At 71.6% G+C, this 18,482-nt stretch carries 18 protein-coding genes; 12 read left to right on the top strand and 6 right to left on the bottom strand.

Annotation, left to right across the window (positions count from 1 at the left end):
* Together HW130_RS30630 and HW130_RS30625 are read left to right on the top strand one after the other, a co-directional pair.
* Positions 1-422: hypothetical protein (locus HW130_RS30630; protein ID WP_218184147.1), on the top strand; the 422-nt coding region annotated here is incomplete at its 5' end.
* A gap of 629 nt (positions 423-1,051) precedes the next feature.
* The gene (locus tag HW130_RS30625; RefSeq protein WP_309140630.1) at positions 1,052-1,522 is read left to right on the top strand and encodes a hypothetical protein; all 471 of its coding nucleotides are present in this window, start codon (positions 1,052-1,054) and stop codon (positions 1,520-1,522) included.
* Here HW130_RS30625 and HW130_RS30620 read toward each other — a convergent pair.
* Complete coding sequence (locus HW130_RS30620; RefSeq protein WP_177153022.1) at positions 1,503-2,048, bottom strand: hypothetical protein; 546 nt, start codon at positions 2,046-2,048, stop codon at positions 1,503-1,505. The genes HW130_RS30625 and HW130_RS30620 overlap by 20 nt on opposite strands.
* Positions 2,049-2,311: 263 nt before the next feature.
* Here HW130_RS30620 and HW130_RS30615 point away from each other — a divergent pair, with 263 nt between their 5' ends.
* From HW130_RS30615 to HW130_RS30595, 5 genes are all read left to right on the top strand, one after another.
* Positions 2,312-2,572, top strand: coding sequence for a hypothetical protein (locus HW130_RS30615; RefSeq protein ID WP_177153021.1), 261 nt, complete (start codon positions 2,312-2,314; stop codon positions 2,570-2,572).
* A gap of 390 nt (positions 2,573-2,962) precedes the next feature.
* Positions 2,963-3,814: a M23 family metallopeptidase gene (locus HW130_RS30610; protein ID WP_177153020.1), complete on the top strand. Its 852-nt coding sequence runs from the start codon at positions 2,963-2,965 to the stop codon at positions 3,812-3,814.
* Positions 3,815-4,155: 341 nt separating this feature from the next.
* Positions 4,156-4,398 (top strand): hypothetical protein, encoded by a 243-nt coding sequence (locus HW130_RS30605; protein ID WP_177153019.1) that lies wholly within the window; start codon positions 4,156-4,158, stop codon positions 4,396-4,398.
* Positions 4,370-4,894 carry a DUF6879 family protein gene (locus HW130_RS30600; RefSeq protein WP_177153018.1) on the top strand — a complete coding sequence of 175 codons (525 nt, stop codon included), beginning with the start codon at positions 4,370-4,372 and terminating at the stop codon, positions 4,892-4,894. Before HW130_RS30605 ends, HW130_RS30600 begins: the two co-directional genes overlap by 29 nt.
* A gap of 9 nt (positions 4,895-4,903) precedes the next feature.
* The gene (locus tag HW130_RS30595) at positions 4,904-5,752 is read left to right on the top strand and encodes a helix-turn-helix transcriptional regulator (RefSeq protein WP_177153017.1); all 849 of its coding nucleotides are present in this window, start codon (positions 4,904-4,906) and stop codon (positions 5,750-5,752) included.
* Positions 5,753-6,523: 771 nt separating this feature from the next.
* Here HW130_RS30595 and HW130_RS30590 read toward each other — a convergent pair.
* Complete coding sequence (locus HW130_RS30590) at positions 6,524-6,931, bottom strand: CoA-binding protein (RefSeq protein ID WP_177153016.1); 408 nt, start codon at positions 6,929-6,931, stop codon at positions 6,524-6,526.
* A gap of 78 nt (positions 6,932-7,009) precedes the next feature.
* On the opposite strand from HW130_RS30590, the gene HW130_RS30585 reads away from it, so the two are divergent.
* Genes HW130_RS30585 through HW130_RS30575 form a run of 3 tightly spaced genes read left to right on the top strand, consistent with a single transcriptional unit; the run spans position 7,010 to position 12,306 of the window.
* Complete coding sequence (locus tag HW130_RS30585; RefSeq protein WP_177153015.1) at positions 7,010-7,636, top strand: YigZ family protein; 627 nt, start codon at positions 7,010-7,012, stop codon at positions 7,634-7,636.
* Positions 7,637-7,678: 42 nt separating this feature from the next.
* Positions 7,679-8,845, top strand: coding sequence for an exonuclease SbcCD subunit D (locus tag HW130_RS30580; protein ID WP_177153014.1), 1,167 nt, complete (start codon positions 7,679-7,681; stop codon positions 8,843-8,845).
* The gene (locus tag HW130_RS30575) at positions 8,842-12,306 is read left to right on the top strand and encodes an AAA family ATPase (RefSeq protein WP_177153013.1); all 3,465 of its coding nucleotides are present in this window, start codon (positions 8,842-8,844) and stop codon (positions 12,304-12,306) included. The genes HW130_RS30580 and HW130_RS30575 overlap by 4 nt, the downstream gene beginning before the upstream one ends.
* 23 nt (positions 12,307-12,329) lie before the next feature.
* Here the strand turns inward: HW130_RS30575 and HW130_RS30570 are convergent, their stop codons facing one another.
* Positions 12,330-12,776 carry an Lrp/AsnC family transcriptional regulator gene (locus HW130_RS30570; protein ID WP_177153012.1) on the bottom strand — a complete coding sequence of 149 codons (447 nt, stop codon included), beginning with the start codon at positions 12,774-12,776 and terminating at the stop codon, positions 12,330-12,332.
* 94 nt (positions 12,777-12,870) lie between these two features.
* On the opposite strand from HW130_RS30570, the gene HW130_RS30565 reads away from it, so the two are divergent.
* The gene (locus tag HW130_RS30565; RefSeq protein WP_177153011.1) at positions 12,871-13,371 is read left to right on the top strand and encodes a rhodanese-like domain-containing protein; all 501 of its coding nucleotides are present in this window, start codon (positions 12,871-12,873) and stop codon (positions 13,369-13,371) included.
* A gap of 184 nt (positions 13,372-13,555) precedes the next feature.
* Here HW130_RS30565 and HW130_RS30560 read toward each other — a convergent pair whose 3' ends face one another.
* Positions 13,556-15,238 carry a DUF885 domain-containing protein gene (locus HW130_RS30560; RefSeq protein WP_177153010.1) on the bottom strand — a complete coding sequence of 561 codons (1,683 nt, stop codon included), beginning with the start codon at positions 15,236-15,238 and terminating at the stop codon, positions 13,556-13,558.
* A 38-nt stretch (positions 15,239-15,276) separates the two neighbouring features.
* A complete protein-coding gene (locus HW130_RS30555; protein ID WP_177153009.1) occupies positions 15,277-15,777 on the bottom strand; it encodes an Lrp/AsnC family transcriptional regulator in 501 nt (166 codons plus the stop codon).
* Between the two features lie 59 nt (positions 15,778-15,836).
* Between HW130_RS30555 and HW130_RS30550 the strand changes: the two genes are divergently transcribed.
* Positions 15,837-17,096, top strand: coding sequence for a PLP-dependent aspartate aminotransferase family protein (locus HW130_RS30550; RefSeq protein WP_256356441.1), 1,260 nt, complete (start codon positions 15,837-15,839; stop codon positions 17,094-17,096).
* Here HW130_RS30550 and HW130_RS30545 read toward each other — a convergent pair.
* Complete coding sequence (locus HW130_RS30545; protein ID WP_177153008.1) at positions 17,032-18,423, bottom strand: GNAT family N-acetyltransferase; 1,392 nt, start codon at positions 18,421-18,423, stop codon at positions 17,032-17,034. The genes HW130_RS30550 and HW130_RS30545 overlap by 65 nt on opposite strands.
* Positions 18,424-18,482 lie beyond the last annotated feature (59 nt).

The following is an 18,482-nucleotide window of genomic DNA, read 5'->3' as shown; positions in this document are numbered from 1 at the left end:
CCGGCACGGACTCAACCGCCTCTGCCAAGCGCATGGCCATCAGGCGGTGGCAGATGGAGGGCCACGGCGAAGTCATGGGTTTTCGTGCCGACGACGTCCCGGCGGAGTTCCTGGACGTCATGCGGACGCAGCGCTACACGATTGCCTATCTCGTGTGGCTCGCACGCCTGGGCACGGCCTACGTCCCGACGTCATTCGTCGACCTGGAGGCGGAAGTCAACGCCTACGACCCGAACGTCTACGACGACAACGGCCCCATGCGGGACCTGTCGCCGACGGTGACGCCGGTCCAGGCGCCGCGCCCGGCTCAGGTCTACGGGCACTCGCGGAGCGCGCACCTGGACCTGTCGGGCCCGACTCCGCCGCGCCCGAAGGCGAACGCCACGGTTCCGGATGAGAAGCCGCAGACCTACTACCACTGACCCGAGAGGACCACAGATCAATGGAACCTGAGCAAGAGACCCCAGAGCAGCAGAGGGACGCCGCTCTCGTCGAACTCGCCCGACTCCGTGTCGCGATGGAGAAGGGGCTCACCCCCTCGCAGTCAGCACGACTGCGGGGAACGACGGAGGACGAACTCCGCGCCGACGCTGACGCCTTCGTCGCAGAGTTCGGCACGCCGGCCCCGACTCCGCCGGCTCAGCGCGTGGGCGGTCCGCGGGGCGTCGAAGTGGGGAGCGGCGGAGGTGCGGCCGACGGAGCTGCCCGCTACCGCGAAAAGCACGGCCTTGATGAGGACGGCCGTCGGCCGGAGCGCGAGGCATCGCAGGCCAACAATCGGAGCCCCGAACGCCGGCCCGTCGGCCTGGCGGAGACCCCGAATCGGGAGACGACCGCACAGCGTCCCGGTATGCGATCTCCTGAAATCAGTGCAGGTCAGACGGTAGACTACCGTTACACGCCGCCCTAGAATGGACCCATGAACACACCCACTTGCGCCCGGGAGGGCTGCGGCGAACGACTCGGCGCGAGGCATTCGCACCGTGCGCGCTTCTGCTCTACGCGCTGCAGGGTGGCGGCGCATCGTGCTGCGAAAAAGGACCCGCTCCCCGTGGAGCTGAAGACCCGCGACAGGTGGGTCCGACGAGCCGCGGACAAGCGCCCGTTGACGGTCGCCGGCAAGGCTGCCTCGTCGACGAACGCGCGCGCCTGGAGCACCTACGAGGAGGCGTCCGCCTCCTCCGTCGGCACCGGTCTGGGCTTCGTCCTCTCCGACGTCGACGACATCGTCTGTCTTGACCTGGACCACTGCTTGAACCCGCTCACCGGGCGACTTGCCCCGTGGGCCGCAGCCATCGTGCGCGACGCGGGCGCCACCTACGTAGAGGTGTCCCCGTCCGGCGACGGCTTGCACATCTGGGGCTACGCGAATGTCCGACAGGGACGCCGCATCCGACGCCCTGACGGTACGGCCGTGGAGATCTACGGGACCGGCCGATACATCGCAATGACGGGGCGCCGGCATGGCAACAGCCCGTCAGTGCTTGCGGGTTTGGAACCCCTCATTCGCCGTCTTCTGTAGTCGCCTCAGTCCCTGAGTCGTCGAGCGCCTGCCGCGCGGCGTCCGTGAAGGCCCAAAGCGCTTTCTCGAAGGACCGCGCGGCTTGCGTGCGCTGCTCGATCGCCTGGGACCTGTCTTCGGTCTCCAGGTGGCTCCGCGCAGCACGTGAAACGCCTGTCAACTCGTAAAGGCGTGAGCTGCGGCGTAGCTGCTCCAGGGGGCCAAGTAGAGAGACCGGGCCCTCCAGACTGACGCGAGTCGCAAGATTGTCGATCTCGCTGCACGTGGACTGCACGTCCTCGTCTCGCTGCCTGATCTGCTCCACAAGCTTTTGCGACGCTGCAATCAGTGCTGTGTACGCGGTTTGTCTGGTGGCGCGACGCTCCTTCGCGTGCTCGAAGACCTGCTGACGGCGAGCCTGCTTATCTTGGAACCGCAGTTGCTCAGAAGCGCTTCGGGAAGTCCACCACCCGCCTGCCCATGCAGCCGCAGCGGCGCCAGCCGCTCCAACACCACCAGCCACGATTGCCGCCAATCCCGCATCCATAGCGGCGATTGTGGCGCACCGCTTAGGCAACTGACCCAATCAGCCTGAAGGGAGGCGACATGGCCGGACGAGGTCCCGCCCCGAAGGATCCAACCAAGCGCCGCCGGCGCAACGCGAGCGAGCCCGAAACGGTCGTCACCCCTGACGACGAAATGCGCAGCCCGGAGCTGCAGCGACAGAGCTGACAACCGAACATCACCGACCACCTGAGAGGCCCGTAGCGGACGCGCTACGGGCCTCCGTCGTATGCCCAAGGAGGAGCAATGACGACAGCCCTTGACGACCGGTGCCCGCGCGACGGGTGCGATTTCTTCCCTCAGCTCGTGATGATCGACGGCAGTGCTCTGCCAGCCGTTCATTGCTCGGACGCCTGCGCCGACTTCGTGTGGCTGGAGCGCGCCATCGACGAGGCGCCACCTTCGCGGGACAAGGCGGCAGCGCTGGAGGCGCTGGGTGGCCTTCGACGGCTCCTGAACAGCCGCCAGCATCCATCCGACGTCGGCCCGCTGCTGGGTGACGTCTGATGGCCGCGGACATGGACGTCGTCGGAACTGCAGCCGTTGACGTCGTTCCCCTCGCCCCAACATTTCATCCCCGACTGAGGGCGATTGTTCTCCCCGCAGCCGATCGCGTTGGGGAGGACGCAGGACGCCGTTTGGGCGATGCGATGTCCCGCCACATCGTCGTTGCGCTCCCCAACGCCGTGACGCAGGGCGGAAACGCCGCGCAACGAGCCGCAACGAGGCAGGGCTCCGACACAGGAGGCGCCTTCGCCCGGTCGCTGCGCATGAAGCTCGAAGCCGCCTTCCGCGCGATGCCGAAGCTGGACGTCCGGCTCTCGGACACGGGAGTTGACGCTCAGCTAGCACGTCTCCGCGCACGTATGGAGACGCTGGCGGGTAAGACGTGGCTCGATGTGGAGCTCCGGCCGCCACACGGGTCTGGACTTCCCGGCAGCCGTCGGAACGATCATCAAGGCCGTGGCCGACGGTCGCGTCAGCATGGCCAAGGGCGGAGGCCCCTACGGCAACCACGTGATGATCAACCACGGTGGTGGCCTCTCCTCCCTGTACGCCCACATGTCCTCCATCGGCGCAGCCTCCGGGAAGCGGGTCCGTCAGGGCCAGTCGATCGGACGCGTCGGCGCGACGGGCAATGTCACCGGCCCCCACCTCCACCTGGAGGCGCGGAAGAACGGGCGAGCCGTCGACCCCATGCCGTACATGACGAGCGGCGGAGGCTTCAACGCGACGGCCGTCGGGGCGGCGCAGGCTTACGCGAAGAACATCCTCCCCAACTACGGATGGGGCCCGGACCAATTCGGGCCGCTGAAGAAGCTGTGGGAGGGGGAGTCCAACTGGCGCTGGAATGCCACGGCGTCCGCCGGCTCCGACTGGCGGACCAACGCCATGATGCAGATCAAGTGGGGTCTCTCGTACATCAAGGGGCGCCCCGACTACGGATCCCCGTCACGCGCCTATGCGAAGTGGCTGTCCCGCAGCCCGCATTGGTACGACGACGGCGGATTCCTGCAGCCTGGCCTCTCCCTCGTCGCCAACGGCACGGGGAAGCCAGAGCCGGTGTTCACGGCGCAGCAGTGGGACACCCTGCGCGCCAACGTGGGACGAGGCAGCGAGAGGCCAATCATCACGGTTGAGTCGCACACCTACCTTGACGGCCGCGAAGTCAGCGGCATCATCGACCAGCGCATTGACATCCGCGACGCTGAAACGGGCGCTGCCCTGGATAACGGCCGCTGGGTCTGACGCACACTCCGGGGCCGTCTCCCGCCATGGGAGGCGGTCCCACGCACACCCACCACGCCCCGCGCTCCGCCATGGACGCGGGGCTTCGTCGTTTCAGGAGGAATCATGGACGCCACTACTTCCGCGAAGAGCCAGCCAGTGAAGTGTCTGCAGTGCGGTGCCGACGTCAGGCAGACACCCGGGCCCGGACGCGTCAAGCAGTTCTGTACGCCGTGGCATGGGCGGCTCTTCCGTCGGGCCATGGGCTTCGAGAGGCTCTGACACTCGCACCCTTGACGGGTGCGCCCGCGAAGGTGATGGTCGTAGAACATTACGCAACTCGCGCGACCATGGAGGGGACCATGACGTTACGGTTCATTGCGAAGGACCCGAACACAAACGGCGACAACTGCCCGACGGTGTGGGTCGACGAGGAGAAGCAGGAGTTCGTGATCCAGGGATGGAAGGCCGACGAGGTGACTCAGGCTGAGTGCCTGGCCACCGGGCCTATCCCGGACACGGAGACCGTCCTTCGTCTGCCCATCCGGATGGCGGCTGCTCTTAGGGAGGCGTGCGATGCCGCTGAAGGTTCCGCCCTTCGCTGAGCTGCTGGCAGGCTGTCAGCGCTCTGCCCTCCACCTGGAGATGCGAGACGTCTACGGGGTGGCGGACGAGGACGAGGATTTCGCGGCATGGAAGGCGGGCCACAGGTACGACCTGAACGACCGGGCGTCGTGGTGGAACGGCTTCCACGACGTCGTGGCCGAAGCCGTCGGACGGGGCGTCGCTGTGCGTCGCGCACGCATCGTCTCGGAGCCCGTAACCGACTACATCAGGTACGAGTACGCATGTACGCCGCAGAACATTGCGGCCGGCGAAGAGGTTCGGTGGCTGCCCCGACGCCTGGCGTCGGACTTGATGCTGCCGGGCAATGACCTGTGGATCTTCGATGACCGGCTGATCAGGTTCGGTCTGTTCTCCGGTGACGGCGCCTTCGTGGCGCACGAGCTGGAGGAGGCTCCGGACGTCGTGAAGCAGTGCGTCGGAGCCTTCGAGGCTGTGTGGGACCGTGCGATCCCGCACGAGGAATTCCAGATCTGACCGCGTCCCATGACTTCGCTCCCGTCGTCCAGTGTCCAAGCTGCCCGCCACGCGCTAGCTTCGCGCCTACGGGATCTTCGGCTTGATGCTGGGCTGACGGGGCGGAGCCTGGCGTCCCTGGCGGACTGGCAGCCGTCGAAGGTGTCTCGGCTGGAGAACGCCAAAACGCCGCCGTCTGACGCAGACATCCGCACGTGGTGTCGCGTCTGTGGCGCGGACGATCAGGCTGCGGATCTGATCGCGGCCAGTCGGACCGCAGAGTCCATGTACGTCCAGTGGCGACGCCTTCAGCGCTCCGGCCTCCGCCGGCTCCAGGAGTCGCGCGTACCGCTCTATGAGCGCACCCGGGTGTTTCGCGTCTACTGTGCAAGCGTCGTCCCGGGGTTGCTGCAGACGGAGGAGTACGCCACAGCGCTCCTGACGAACGTCACGGAGTTTCACGGCACCCCTGACGACGTCGGGGAGGCGGTAGCAGCTCGCCTGGAGCGCTCCAGGGTCATCCGGGAGGGCGATCACCGATTTGCCTTCGTCCTGGAGGAATCCGTCCTCCGTCACGTCGTCGGCGGCGCGGAGGCGATGGCCGGCCAACTCGGCTACCTCCTCGCCTCCATGGCCTTTCCGGCAGTCTCCATCGGGATCATTCCCGCGGGCACGCCACGGAGGATGTGGACGGTGGAGACGTTCAACATCTTCGACGAGGACCGCGTCCACGTTGAGCTTCTGACGGCAGCAGTCACCGTCACGGCCCCGGGGGAAGTTGCGCAGTACGCCGGGGCATTCGCAGAGCTCTCGTCGCTCGCGGTTTACGGGGCACCCGCCAGAGCGCTGATCACTGCGGCGATCGATGCGCTCGGCTAAGTCGCGTGCAATTCCGTAGAACTTCGTAGAAGCCTCCGTGTGCCTTTTCCTAGCGTCGTCTCACAGACGACGAAATGAGGTGCACAGGGATGAGGCTCGCGACGAAGACCCTATGTGATCCCGTCCAACTGACGGATCCCTTTCGGGAACCGCCCTCCCCGGCTCCCGGGTGTGACGTCTGCGGCGCGCTCATGAAGCAGTGGACGCAAGCGACGGAGGAAGGCAGCCCGGCATTTGACCTGTCGCATGCAACGGACCTGGCTGTCGAGATGCGACGCCATCCTCACGCAAAGGGGCGCTCAAAGTGAGCCCGCGAACGATCATCCGGTCCGTGACGTGGACGGTGCGCTCCGACACTGAGCCAGGTGCGCCGAAGGCCCCGATCTACCACGTGGAGTGCACGACATGCGGCGAACCGTCGGAGGCTACGGAGGGGGACCAGGTGTCCCCGGAGCTGTGGACGCTGCAGCACGTAGGGCGGAATCCCTCCCATCGCTCCTACCGCGCACTCACCACGAACTTCTGGCGTGTCTACCCGTCGCCCGCCGACGACGTGGCGGACCCACCCGCGTAACCCCCTAGGCCCCGTGTGTCGGTCGACCTCGTTCGCCGGCATGCGGAAGGGGTGGGCAGGGCTTCGGCGCTGGTGAGGTCGGCAGTCCGAGCCCTGTCCGCTCAAACAGCCCCATCGTCGGCGGTGGCGATGGGTCGGGAAGCCCCGGTCATCTCTCGTCTACCCCCGTGGCGGATGACCGGGGCTTTCTCGTGCCGTCAACCTAGGGAGTTAATCTCGATCGCCAGGCAGCGGTCCATCACCATGTCGAGCCCCGCCTCGCGGGTGCGGGCGTACGCCTCCACGTCGATCACGCCCAGCTGGAACCACACAGCCTTCGCCCCGATCGCCACCGCCTCGTCGGCCACCTTCCCGGCGAGCGCGGAGTTCACGAACACGTCCACGACGTCGACCGGGAACGGGATCTCGGCCAGCGAGGCGTATCCCCGCTCCCCGTGGACCGTCTCCGCCCTCGGATGCACCGGCACGACGCGCTTGCCGAAGCGCTGGAGCACCCGGGCCACCCCGTAGGCCGCGCGCGACTCGTTGTTCGACAGGCCCACCACCGCCCAGGTGTCGCCCGTCGAGGTCAGGATTCTGCGGATCGTCTCAGCGTCTGCGTCCATGCACCGGACAACCGGCGGACCCGGCCCGATCATTCCCCGGTGGAAGGGACCCCTGCGGGCGCCGCATAGGGTGGCGGGATGCAGGACCAGTACCGGACGGTCGCCCGCGAGGGCGTCCACGAGAGCGAGATCAACCGCTCCCGCTTCCTCTGCTCGCTCGCGCCCGCCGCGACCGAGGAGGAGGCGCAGGCGTTCGTCGCGCGGATCCGCAAGGAGCATCCGACCGCCACGCACAACTGCTTCGCCTACGTCATCGGCGCCGACGCCGCCGTGCAGAAGGCGAGCGACGACGGCGAGCCGGGCGGCACCGCGGGGGTCCCCATGCTGCAGATGCTCATGCGGCGCGAGGTGCGCTACGTCGTCGCGGTCGTCACCCGGTACTACGGCGGCGTCAAGCTCGGCGCCGGCGGACTGATCAGGGCGTACGGAGGAGTGGTCGGCGAAGCCCTCGACGCGCTCGGCACGATCACCAGGCAGCGCTTCCGGCTGGCCGCCGTCACGGTCGACCACCAGCGCGCGGGCAAGCTGGAGAACGACCTGCGGGCCACCGGCCGCGCTGTCCGCGAGGTGACGTACGCCGACACCGTCACGATCGGGATCGGCCTGCCCGACTCCGACGTCGACGCCTTCCGGGCCTGGCTGGCCGATGCCACGGCGGGCACCGCCACGCTGGAACTGGGCGGGGAAGCGTACGGAGATGTGTGAACCCACCCGCATTGTCCGACCCCGCCGATACGCTCACCGATCATGAGACTCCTCCATACGTCGGACTGGCACCTGGGCCGCTCGCTGCACCGCGTGAGCATGCTCGACGCCCAGGCCGCCTTCCTCGACCACCTCGTGGCGACGGCCCGCGAGCGCGAGGTCGACGCGGTGCTGGTGGCGGGGGACGTGTACGACCGGGCCGTGCCCCCGCTCGCCGCCGTGGAGCTCTTCGACGACGCGCTGCACCGGCTCGCGGCGGCCGGCGTGCCGACCGTGATGATCTCCGGCAACCACGACTCGGCCCGCCGCCTCGGCGTCGGCGCCGGGCTCATCGACCGCGCGGGCATCCACCTGCGCACCGACCCCGCGGGCTGCGGCACCCCCGTCCTGCTCGCCGACGCACATGGGCCGGTGGCCTGCTACGGCCTGCCGTATCTCGAACCGGCCCTGGTCAAGGAGCAGTTGGGGGCCGCCAAGGCCGCGCACGAGCCGGTGCTGGCAGCGGCCATGCGGCGGGTGCGCGAGGACCTCGCCGCCCGGGAGCCCGGCACGCGCTCCGTCGTCCTCGCGCACGCCTTCGTCGCCGGCGGCGAGGAGAGCGACAGCGAGCGCGACATCACCGTCGGCGGAGTCGCGGCCGTGCCCTCGGCCGTCTTCCACGGCGTCGACTACGTGGCGCTCGGCCACCTGCACGGTTGCCAGAGTGTCACCGAGCGCGTCCGCTACTCGGGCTCCCCGCTGGCGTACTCGTTCTCCGAGGCGAACCACCGCAAGTCCATGTGGCTCGTCGACCTCGACGCCCGGGGCGACGTGAGCGCCGAGCGCATCGACTGCCCCGTGCCCCGCGCCCTCGCACGGCTGCGCGGCACGCTCGGCGAGCTGCTCGACGATCCCGCGCTCGCGCGCCACGAGGACTCCTTCGTCGAGGCGACCCTCACCGACGCGGTGCGTCCCGCCGATCCGATGGCCCGGCTCACCGAGCGGTTCCCGCACACCCTCAGCCTCGCCTTCGACCCGGAGGGCGCCGAGCAGCACGGCGCCGTCTCCTACGCCCAGCGGCTCAGGGGCCGCACCGACCAGCAGATCGCGGAGGACTTCGTGGCCCACGTGCGCGGCGGCAGTGCCCCCGACGACGAGGAACGCGCCGTGCTGCACGGGGCGTTCGACGACGTCCGGGTGGACGCGGGTGTGCGCGAGGTGGCCGGGTGAGGCTGCACCGGCTGACCGTCACGGCCTTCGGGCCGTTCGGCTCCACCCAGGAAGTCGACTTCGACACGCTCTCCGCCGCGGGGCTCTTCCTGCTCCACGGCCCGACCGGCGCGGGCAAGACCTCCGTCCTCGACGCGGTGTGCTTCGCGCTCTACGGAGCCGTGCCCGGCGCGCGGCAGAGTCCCGGCACCTCGTTGCGCAGCGACCACGCCGAGGTGGGCACGCCGACCGAGGTCCGGCTCGAACTGACCGTCGCGGGCCGGCGGCTGGAGGTCACCCGCCGGCCCGCACAGCCACGTCCCAAGGCGCGCGGCACCGGCTTCGTCACCGAGCGGGCGCAGAGCCTGCTGCGCGAGTACGACGCCGAGGCCCGTGAATGGCGCCCGCTGAGCAAGTCGCACCAGGAGATCGGCGAGGAGATCACCCAGCTCCTCGGCATGAGCCGCGACCAGTTCTGCCAGGTCGTCCTGCTGCCGCAGGGCGACTTCGCGCGTTTCCTGCGCGCCGACGCCGAGGCGCGCGGCAAGCTCCTCGGCCGCCTCTTCGACACCCGCCGCTTCGCCGCCGTCGAGGAACGCCTCGCCGAGCTGCGGCGCGCCGCCGAGGCGCAGGTGCGCGCCGGGGACGAGCGGCTGCTCGCGCTGGCCCACCGCATGGCACAGGCCGCGGGCGACGCGGCGGACGGCCGGCCCCTGCCCGAGCAGCAGCCCGGCGACCCCGGGCTCGCCGCGGCCGTCCTTCAGTGGGCGGCCGTGGCGCGGTCCGGAGCGCGGGAGCGGCTGGACATCGCAGGGCAGGCCGTCGCGGCGGCGGAGCGCCGGCAGGCCGCGGCCCGGCGCGTGCTCGACACGGAGCGGGACCTGTCCCGCCTCCAGCAGCGGTACGCCGATGCCCGGCGCCGGGCGGAGTCCTTGGAGGCCGCGCGGCCAGGGCACGAGGTGCTCGTCGCGGACCTGGAGCGGGCCCGCAAGGCGGACCTGGTCGGGCCCGCGCTGCGGCTGCGCGACGAGGCCGAGCGCGCGCACCGGGCGGCGGGCGCGGAGCGCGAGCGGACGCGGCGCGGCCTGCCCGCCGACCTGGCCGAGGCGGGCGCGGAGCAGCTCCTCGGACGCGAGCGCACGCTCCGCCAGGAGCTGGGAGGCCTGGAGTCGGCCCGCCGGGCGGAGCAGCGCAGCGCGGACATCGCCCGCGAACGCGCCGACCTGGACCGCCAGGCGCGCGCGGACGAGGAGATGCTCGAGGAGGCGACCGCGTGGCTCGCCGAGTGGGAGGGCCTGCGCCGCTCCCGCCTGGACCGGATCGCGGCGGCCCAGGAGGCCGCGACCCGCGCGGAGCAGCTGGCGGGCCGGCTTGGGCCGGCCCGCGACCGGCTGGGCGCGGCGTGCGAACGGGACGAGCTGACGGCCCGCGCCGAGCGCGCCGAGATCCGCCTGCGCACCCTCCACGAGGGCGCCAACCGGGCGAAGGCGGCCTGGCTGGACCTGAAGGAGCGCCGGCTGCTCGGGATCGCCGCGGAGCTGGCGTCCCAGCTGACGCCTGGTCAGCCGTGCGCGGTCTGCGGTTCGGAGTCCCATCCGGCCCCCGCCCGGGCGGCCTCGGGCCATGTGGACCGGGCCGCGGAGGAGGAGGCGTACGCGGCGAGCGCGCGGGCCGAGACGGCGAGGGCCGAGGCCGAACGAGACCTGGCGGTCCTCCACGAGGCCCGCACCACGGCGGCGTCCCGCGCCCGCACGACCACGCGCTCGCACGCGACGGGCGGAGCCGTCGCGACGGCCGTTCCCGGTGGGGCGGGGGAGTCGGTGCCGCCGGGCGCAGCGGCCGGCGCCGCCGTGGAGGCCGCCGAGCCCCGCGAGGCGGAAGCGGGGGGTGTCGCTGCCCTGGCGGCGGCTCGTGGTGGCGCGGTGGATGCCGTGGAGGCGGCCACGGGCACCACGCGCGCCCGGGACGGGGGCCGCGAGCGGAGCGCCGCCGTGGAGGCCGCGGCTCGCGGCAGCGCGGGCGATCCTGAGCGGTCCGGTGTTCCCGGCGGCGTCGGCGAGGCCGTCCCGGCGGCCTCGGCCGGCGCGCCGGAGGCCGTCGTTGCCGGAAGCGACGTGCAGGCCGTGGCGGAATGCGCGGAGGGCGCCACATCCGGCCCCGCCGACGTACCGCGCGGGCGCGTGCCCGGGCCCCGGGAGGAGATGGGGGATCCCTCCGTCGGTGAACTGCGCGCCGCTCTCGAGGAGTTGGAGCGCGAGCACGCCCAGGCGCATCGCCTCGCCTCCGGTGTCCACGCGGCGCAGGAAGCCCTGGAGCAGGCCGAGCGCGAGCACCGGGAGCGCGTCGACGCGCGGCAGCAGGCGGAACGGCGTATCTCCGCCCGGACATCGCGGCGGGAGGCCCTCGACCAGGAACAGGCGGCGCTGGAGGCCGAGTTGACCCGGGCGCGCGGCGACGCCGCGAGCGTGGCCGACCGCGCCGCGGTCCTCGAGCGCCGCGTCGGGCTGCTCGCCGCGGCCGCGGAGGCCGTACGGGCGCTCGACGCCGCCGAGCAGCGGCTGAAGGACGCCGACGACCGACTGGCCGACGCCGCGTTCCGCGCCGGGTTCGACACCCCGGCCGCCGCGGCGGCGGCCGTCGTCGCCGAGGGCGCCCAGCGCGACATGCAGCGGCGGATCGACGCCTGGCGCACCGAGGAGGCCGCGGTCGCCGAGCGGCTCGCCGAGGACGACGCGAGGAGCGCGGCCGAGCGCCCCGCCGCCGACCCCGCGTCGGCCGAGGCCGGCGCCCTGGCCGCCGACCGGACCCTGCGCGACGCCGCGTCCCGGCTCGCCGCGGCCCGGGACCGCTGCGCCGAACTGGACCGGCTCTCGCGCGAGTCCGAGCGGGAGGTCCTGCGGCTCGGCCCGCTGCGCGAGCGGTACGACCGCGTGGCCCGCCTCGCCGGCCTGACCGCGGGCACGTCCGCCGACAACGAACGCAGGATGCGCCTGGAGTCGTACGTCCTCGCCGCGCGGCTGGAGCAGGTCGCGGCGGCGGCCACCGTTCGGCTGCAGCGCATGTCGTCCGGGCGGTACACGCTCGTGCACTCCGACGCCCGCACCGGCGGCAAGCGCGCCGGGCTCGGTCTGCATGTGGTGGACGCGTGGACCGGCAGGGAGCGGGACACGGCGACCCTCTCGGGCGGTGAGACGTTCTTCGCCTCGCTGGCCCTCGCCCTCGGCCTCGCCGATGTCGTCACCGACGAGGCGGGCGGCATGCGGCTCGACACGCTGTTCATCGACGAGGGTTTCGGCAGTCTCGACGACCAGACGCTCGACGAGGTGCTGGACGTTCTGGACTCGCTGCGCGAGAGGGACCGCAGCGTCGGCATCGTCAGCCACGTCGGCGATCTGCGCCGGCGCGTCCCCGCCCAGCTGGAGGTCGTCAAGGAGCGCCACGGTTCCGCGGTGCGGCTGCGGACCGGCGGGTCCGGGGACTGAACAGGAGGCCGCGGGCCGGCCGGTCAGCGGCTGATCGGCCGGCCCGGCAGGGGCGACGAGTACACCACGCTCGTCGTCACCGATCCCAGCGCGCCGACCCTCCCGGAGACCTCCTCGAGGTGGCGCATGGAGCGGGCGGCGACCTTCAGGACGAAGCAGTCGTCGCCCGTGACGTGGTGTGCCTCGAGGATCTCCGGGGTCGTGTCCAGCAGGTCGTGGAACGGCTTGTAGTTCCCGTTCGGGTACCGCAGGCGGACGAACGCCAGGATGGGCAGCCCCAGCCGGTCCTGGTTGACTACTGCCGCGTATCCCTTGATGACGCCGGCCTCCTCCAGCCGGCGCACCCGCTCGGTGACGGCACTCGCCGACATGGAGACGGACCGGGCCAGCTCGGCGAAGCTGGCCCGGCCCTGCGTCTGGAGGGCCTGGAGGATGCGCCAGTCCGTGGCGTCCGGTGAATATCCGCTCATCCCCGAGAGATAGCAGGGAAATCACCGGCGGATCAAGGGATGTGCCGGGGATCTCCCCTTCAGGGAAGCGATCGGGGAGCCTAGATTTCTGATCATGACAACGACGCAGACCCATGCCCCGCAGACCGCAGCAGCCCACCCCGTCCTGCGAGTGCCGCCCGCCGCCCCGGCCGTCGCGGCCGCGTACTTCAGGGCGAGCCTCGCCTTCCACGCCGACGTCTCCGACGTCGCCGCCGCCCTGGCGGCGGGCGGCGATCCCGGCTTCGTGGTGCTCGACTCCCGGTCGACCGAGTCCTGGGACCAGGGCCATGTGCCCGGCGCGATCCACCTGCCGACCGCGCTGATCCCCGAGCAGGCGGAGACCCTGCTCGACAAGTCCGTCCCCGTCGTCACGTACTGCTGGGGCCCGGGCTGCAACGGCGCCACACGTGCCGCGCTCGCCCTCACCGAACTCGGCTTCCAGGTCAAGGAGATGCTCGGCGGCTTCGAGTACTGGGCGAGGGAGGGCTTCGCGTACGAGACGTGGCAGGGCAGTGCCACCCGCGACACCGACCCGCTCACGGCGCCCGTCGGCGCGGACGACTGCGGCTGCTGATCCGGCCGCTGGGGCATGCCCGACGACCCGGCGCGCCTCATCGCCTGGCCGGCGACGGACGAGGCGCAGTGGGTCACCGGTCAGGTGATCGACTCCGAGGGGGCTTCCGCCGGGGCTGACGGCCGGTGGCCCACCGGAGGACGGGCGTGACCGCTGCGCGCGGCACACCCGTGCCCTCACCCGGTCACAGCTTCGACAGCTCCTCCACCAGGTCGTCCAGCCCCAGCGGCCCCTGGGACAGGGCGGCCATGTGCCACGCCTTGGCGTCGAACGCGTCCCCGTGCGCGCGGCGCGCGTTCTCGCGGCCCAGCAACCAGGCCCGCTCGCCCAGCTTGTAGCCGATCGCCTGCCCCGGCATGGACAGGTAGCGGGTCAGCTCGCTCTCCACGAAGTCCGCCGGGCGGCCGCTGTGGTTCCCGAAGAACTCCTGCGCCAGATCCGGGGTCCACCGCTCTCCCGGGCGGAAGGGCGAGTCCGCCGGAATACGGAGTCCCAGGTGCATGCCGATGTCCACGATCACCCGACACGCCCGCATCATCTGGGCGTCGAGATAACCGAGCCGGCGCTCCGGATCGGGCAGGAAGCCCAGTTCGTCCATCAGCCGCTCCGCGTACAGCGCCCATCCCTCGGCATTGGCGCTCACCATGCCGATCGTCGCCTGGTAGCGGGAGAGGCGGTCGGCGACGTGCACCCACTGCGCCAGCTGGAGATGGTGGCCGGGCACGCCCTCGTGGTACCAGGTCGACACCAGGTCGTAGACGGGGAACCGGGTCTCGCCCCGCGTCGGCAGCCAGGTGCGGCCGGGGCGCGAGAAGTCCTCCGACGGCACGGTGTAGTACGGAGCCGCCGCGCCGCCGGGCGGGGCGATGCAGGACTCCACTCTCCGTACGCGCTCGGCCAGTTCGAAGTGGGTGCCGTCCAGTGCCGCGATCGCGTCGTCCATCAGCTTCTGCAGCCAGGCGCGGACCTTCTCCTCGCCCTCGATGTGCTCGCCGTGCGCATCGAGATGGGCCAGCGCCTCCCATGGGCCCGCACCGGGCAGGATCTTGTCCGCCTCCGCCTCCATCTCGCCCAGCAGACGGTGGTATTCGGACCAGCCGTAGGCGTACGCCTCGTCGAGGTCCAGGTCCGTGCCGTTGAAGTAGCGCGCCCAGCGGGCGTAGCGTTCGCGGCCGACGGTGTCCGGCGCGTCGGCGACGGCGGGGGCGTACACATTGCGCACCCAGTCGCGCAGTGCCACCAGGGACTCGGTCGCGGTGCGGGCCGCCACGTCCAGTTCGACGCGCAGCGACGAGGGGCCGTCCGCGACGAAGTCCTCGAACCAGCTGCGACCGCCGCCGATCCAGTCCGTCATCTGTCCGACGAACGTGCGGGTCGCCCGGGGCCCGCCGAACAGTTTCCGGTCGAGGCCGAGAGCGAGCGAGGCGCGGTAGCCCTCCAGGGCCCGTGGGACGGCGCGCAGCCGTTCGGCGACCGCGGCCCAGTCCTCCTCGGTCCGCGTCGGCGTCACGGTGAACACCTCCCGCACCGCGTGGGCCGGCGACCGCAGGTTGCTCACCGTCCGCAGGCCCTCGTCCGCCTCGTGCACGGCGAGCTCGGCGGTCAGCCGCTCGCGCAGCAGGCGGGCACAGCGCCGCTCGGCGTCGCTGTCGGCGCCCGGCAGCTTCTCGGCGGCGTCGAGGCCGGCGAGGGTGGCGCGGGCGAGGTTGGCGATCTCCTCCTGACCGGCCGGCGAGAAGTCGGGCAGGAGTCCGGAACTCCCCTTGACGCCCAGATACGTTCCGGCGATCGGATCGAGCTCGACGAGTGCGTCGACATAGGCGTCGGCGACCTGACGGGGCAGCGCGCTGCTGGAAGTGGGTGGCATGGGGCCATCCTCGTACGCGGAAGCCCTCCGCGTCACCATCATCCGGCTTCTGACGCCTGACGGCCCTGAGCGGGGGGCAGCAGTGGCCCGCACTCCCACTGCTGGAATATCAACCGGGTCTCCACACGGGCCACTTCGCGCTGCGAGGTGAACTCGTCCAGGACCAGCCGCTGGAGGTCCGACATGTCGGTGACGGCCACGTGCACCAGGTAGTCGTCCGGGCCGGTCAGGTGGAACAGCGCCAGCGACTCGGGCAGCGCCCGGATCCGCTCGACGAACGGTCCGATCAGTTCGCGCCGGTGCGGACGCACCTGGACCATCAGGAGGGCCTGCAGTCCGCGCCCGAGCCGGGCGGGGTCCAGGGAGAGACGGTGGCCGAGGATCACGCCGGAGCGGCGCAGCCTGGTGACCCGGTCCAGGCAGGTCGAGGGCGCCACACCGACCTCTGCCGCGAGCTCCCGGTAGGTGGTCCGGGCGTCGTTCTGCAGCAGGCGCAGGATGTGCAGGTCCACCGGGTCCAGTGCGACGGATTCAGCCATCTGCCGAACGTAACACGGAGAAGAATCGCTACTTCCCGGTAGGTGTTCACAGTGCCGCCATGGAGAACGCAGCAGCGGCCACGCCCGCACCCCGGGCCCTGGCCACCGAAGCCGTGCACGCCGGACGCGAGGACCTCGCGGAGCTGGGCGTGCACGCCCCGCCGCTCGATCTTTCGACCACCTACCCCTCCTTCGACGCCGCTGCCGAGGCCGCACGGATCGACGCCTTCGCCGAGACCGGGGCCCGCCTCGACGGCCCGCCCGTCTACGCGCGGCTGGACAATCCCACCACCGCGCGGTTCGAGACGGCCCTCGCCAAGCTGGAGGGCACGGAGTCCGCGGTCGCGTTCGCCAGCGGCATGGCGGCACTCACCGCCGTGCTGCTGGTCCGCGCGAGCATGGGCCTGCGGCACGTCGTCGCCGTCCGGCCGTTGTACGGCTGCAGCGACCATCTGCTGAACGGCGGACTGCTCGGCACCGAGGTCACGTGGACGGACCCGGCCGGGATCGCCGAGGCCCTGCGGCCCGACACCGGCCTCGTGATGGTGGAGACCCCGGCGAATCCGACCCTGGCCGAGGTCGACCTGCGCGCCGTGCGGCACGCCTGCGGTTCGGTCCCGCTGCTCGTCGACAACACCTTCGCCACCCCCGTGCTCCAGCGGCCCGCCGAGGAGGGCGCCCGGCTGGTGCTGCACAGCGCGACCAAGTACCTGGGCGGGCACGGCGACGTGATGGGCGGCGTCGTGGCCTGCGACGAGGAGTTCGCGCGCAAACTGCGTCAGGTGCGGTTCGCCACGGGCGGCGTCCTGCACCCGCTGGCCGGTTATCTGCTGCTGCGCGGGCTGTCGACCCTGCCCGTACGGGTCAGGGCCGCGTCGACCACTGCCGCCGACCTCGCCCGCCGCCTCGCCGCCGACCCGCGGGTCGCACGCGTGCACTACCCGAGCATCGGTGGCGCGATGGTCTCCTTCGAGGTGTACGGCGACCCGCACGGGGTGATCGCCGGTGTCCGGCTGATCACCCCGGCGGTGAGCCTCGGCAGCGTCGACACCCTGATCCAGCACCCGGCGTCCATCAGCCACCGGATCGTGGCCGAGGGCGACCGGCGCGCTCACGGGGTCAGCGACCGGCTGCTGCGGATGTCGGTCGGCCTGGAGGACGTCGAGGACCTGTGGCGGGACCTGACCGAGGCGCTCAGCGCCAGGCAGGACGACGCCCTGGCCGTCCGGCGCCCGGGCACTGCGGCCGAGGTCCTCAGCGCTCCGCCTGCTCGTAACGGATCGCAGGGCGCACCGGCACCGCATCCAGCCGTGCGGTGACGACCAGAGTGCCCTCCTCGATCTGGTAGTCCAGCGGCAGGCCGAGGCCGCGCATCGCCGCGACCATCCCCGTGTTCGACGCCTGCGTGACGGCGTAGACACTGTCGCAGCCGGCCTCGGCGGCCAGCGCCACCAGACGGCCGAGCAGCTCCGATCCGATGCCGCGGCGCTGCCACTCGTCCTCGACGAGCAGGGCGACCTCGGTCTCGTCGCCGTCCCACAGCAGATGGCCGAGGGCGACCAGCCGGCCCGAGGCCGTCTGCACCGCGAGCGTGCGGCCGAAGCGCGGGCTGAGCAGGTGGTTGAGGTAGCGGTTGGCGTCGCCGACGGGGCCGTGGTACCGCAGGCTCAGCGTCCGGTCCGAGCAGCGCTCGTGCATGGCGAGCGCCGCCTCCACGTCGCCCTGGTCGGCGCGGCGGACGGTGATCTCGTTGCCCTCGGGGAGGGTGAGCACGTCCTGGCTGCGCGGGATGCGCGGGCCGAGGCGTGCGTCGAGCTCGACGAGCGCGCGGGCGCGGGCGAACTCGGTGGGGGTGAAGGGCAGGTAGGGCCGTTCGACGGTGATCGCGCCGCCGTTCGGATCGCGCAGATGCATCACGGTCTCTTCCAGCACGCCCTCCACCGGCGGCATGTCGCCGGTGGGCCGGCCGCTCAGCGAGAGCGCCGGGCGCGAGCGGATCGTGCAGCGTCCGAGCAGCTGGCGCAGGGCGAGCGGCAGCTCCGCGGCGTCGAGAGCGGTGCGCGTGGCGAGGCCGAGCACGCGGGTCGGGGTGTCGACGAGGTCGTGCGCGTCGGCACGCTCGGTCCAGGTGCTCGTGCCGCCGGCCGCGGCGATCTCGCGGCTGAGCTGCTGAGCCTGGAGCGCGGCGGGGGCGCGGAGCAGGAACTCGTCCACTGTGCCGTCGCCCAGGGGGTGGGTCTGCAGGGTCAGGATGTCGACGTCGAGGTGGGCCAGGGCGGTGCAGAGAGCGGCCAGGCTGCCGGGGGCGTCCTTGACGGTCGTGCGCATCCGCCACAGCGCGGTCTCGCGCGGCTCGTCGCCGGACGGATCCGGGCCCACCCCCTCGGCGGGGGCCGTGGTGTCCCGTGCTGCCGTGGTGGGAGGCGCATGACTGTGGCGCCGTGCCCACCATGTGTGGAACGCCGCCGTGGCGATCAGCGCGACGGCGGAGGCGACGAGCAGGAACGGGCCGTCGGGGCTGTGTCCGATCAGGTTGGCGATCGCGTCGGCGACGGCGACGGCGGTGAACAGGGCGGCCAGTTCGACGAGGTCCCGCCGCCAGTGGTGCGGACGGCGGGCACTCTTCGCAGAAGTCACATCGGTCATGGCATCACTGTGACCGAAGGGTGTTGCGTGATCACGAACGCTTTGTGACTGATGGGTTA

Source organism: Streptomyces sp. PKU-EA00015, assembly GCF_013387495.1.
GTDB lineage: Bacteria > Actinomycetota > Actinomycetes > Streptomycetales > Streptomycetaceae > Streptomyces.
This window is presented reverse-complemented; position numbering and strand designations above follow the sequence as displayed.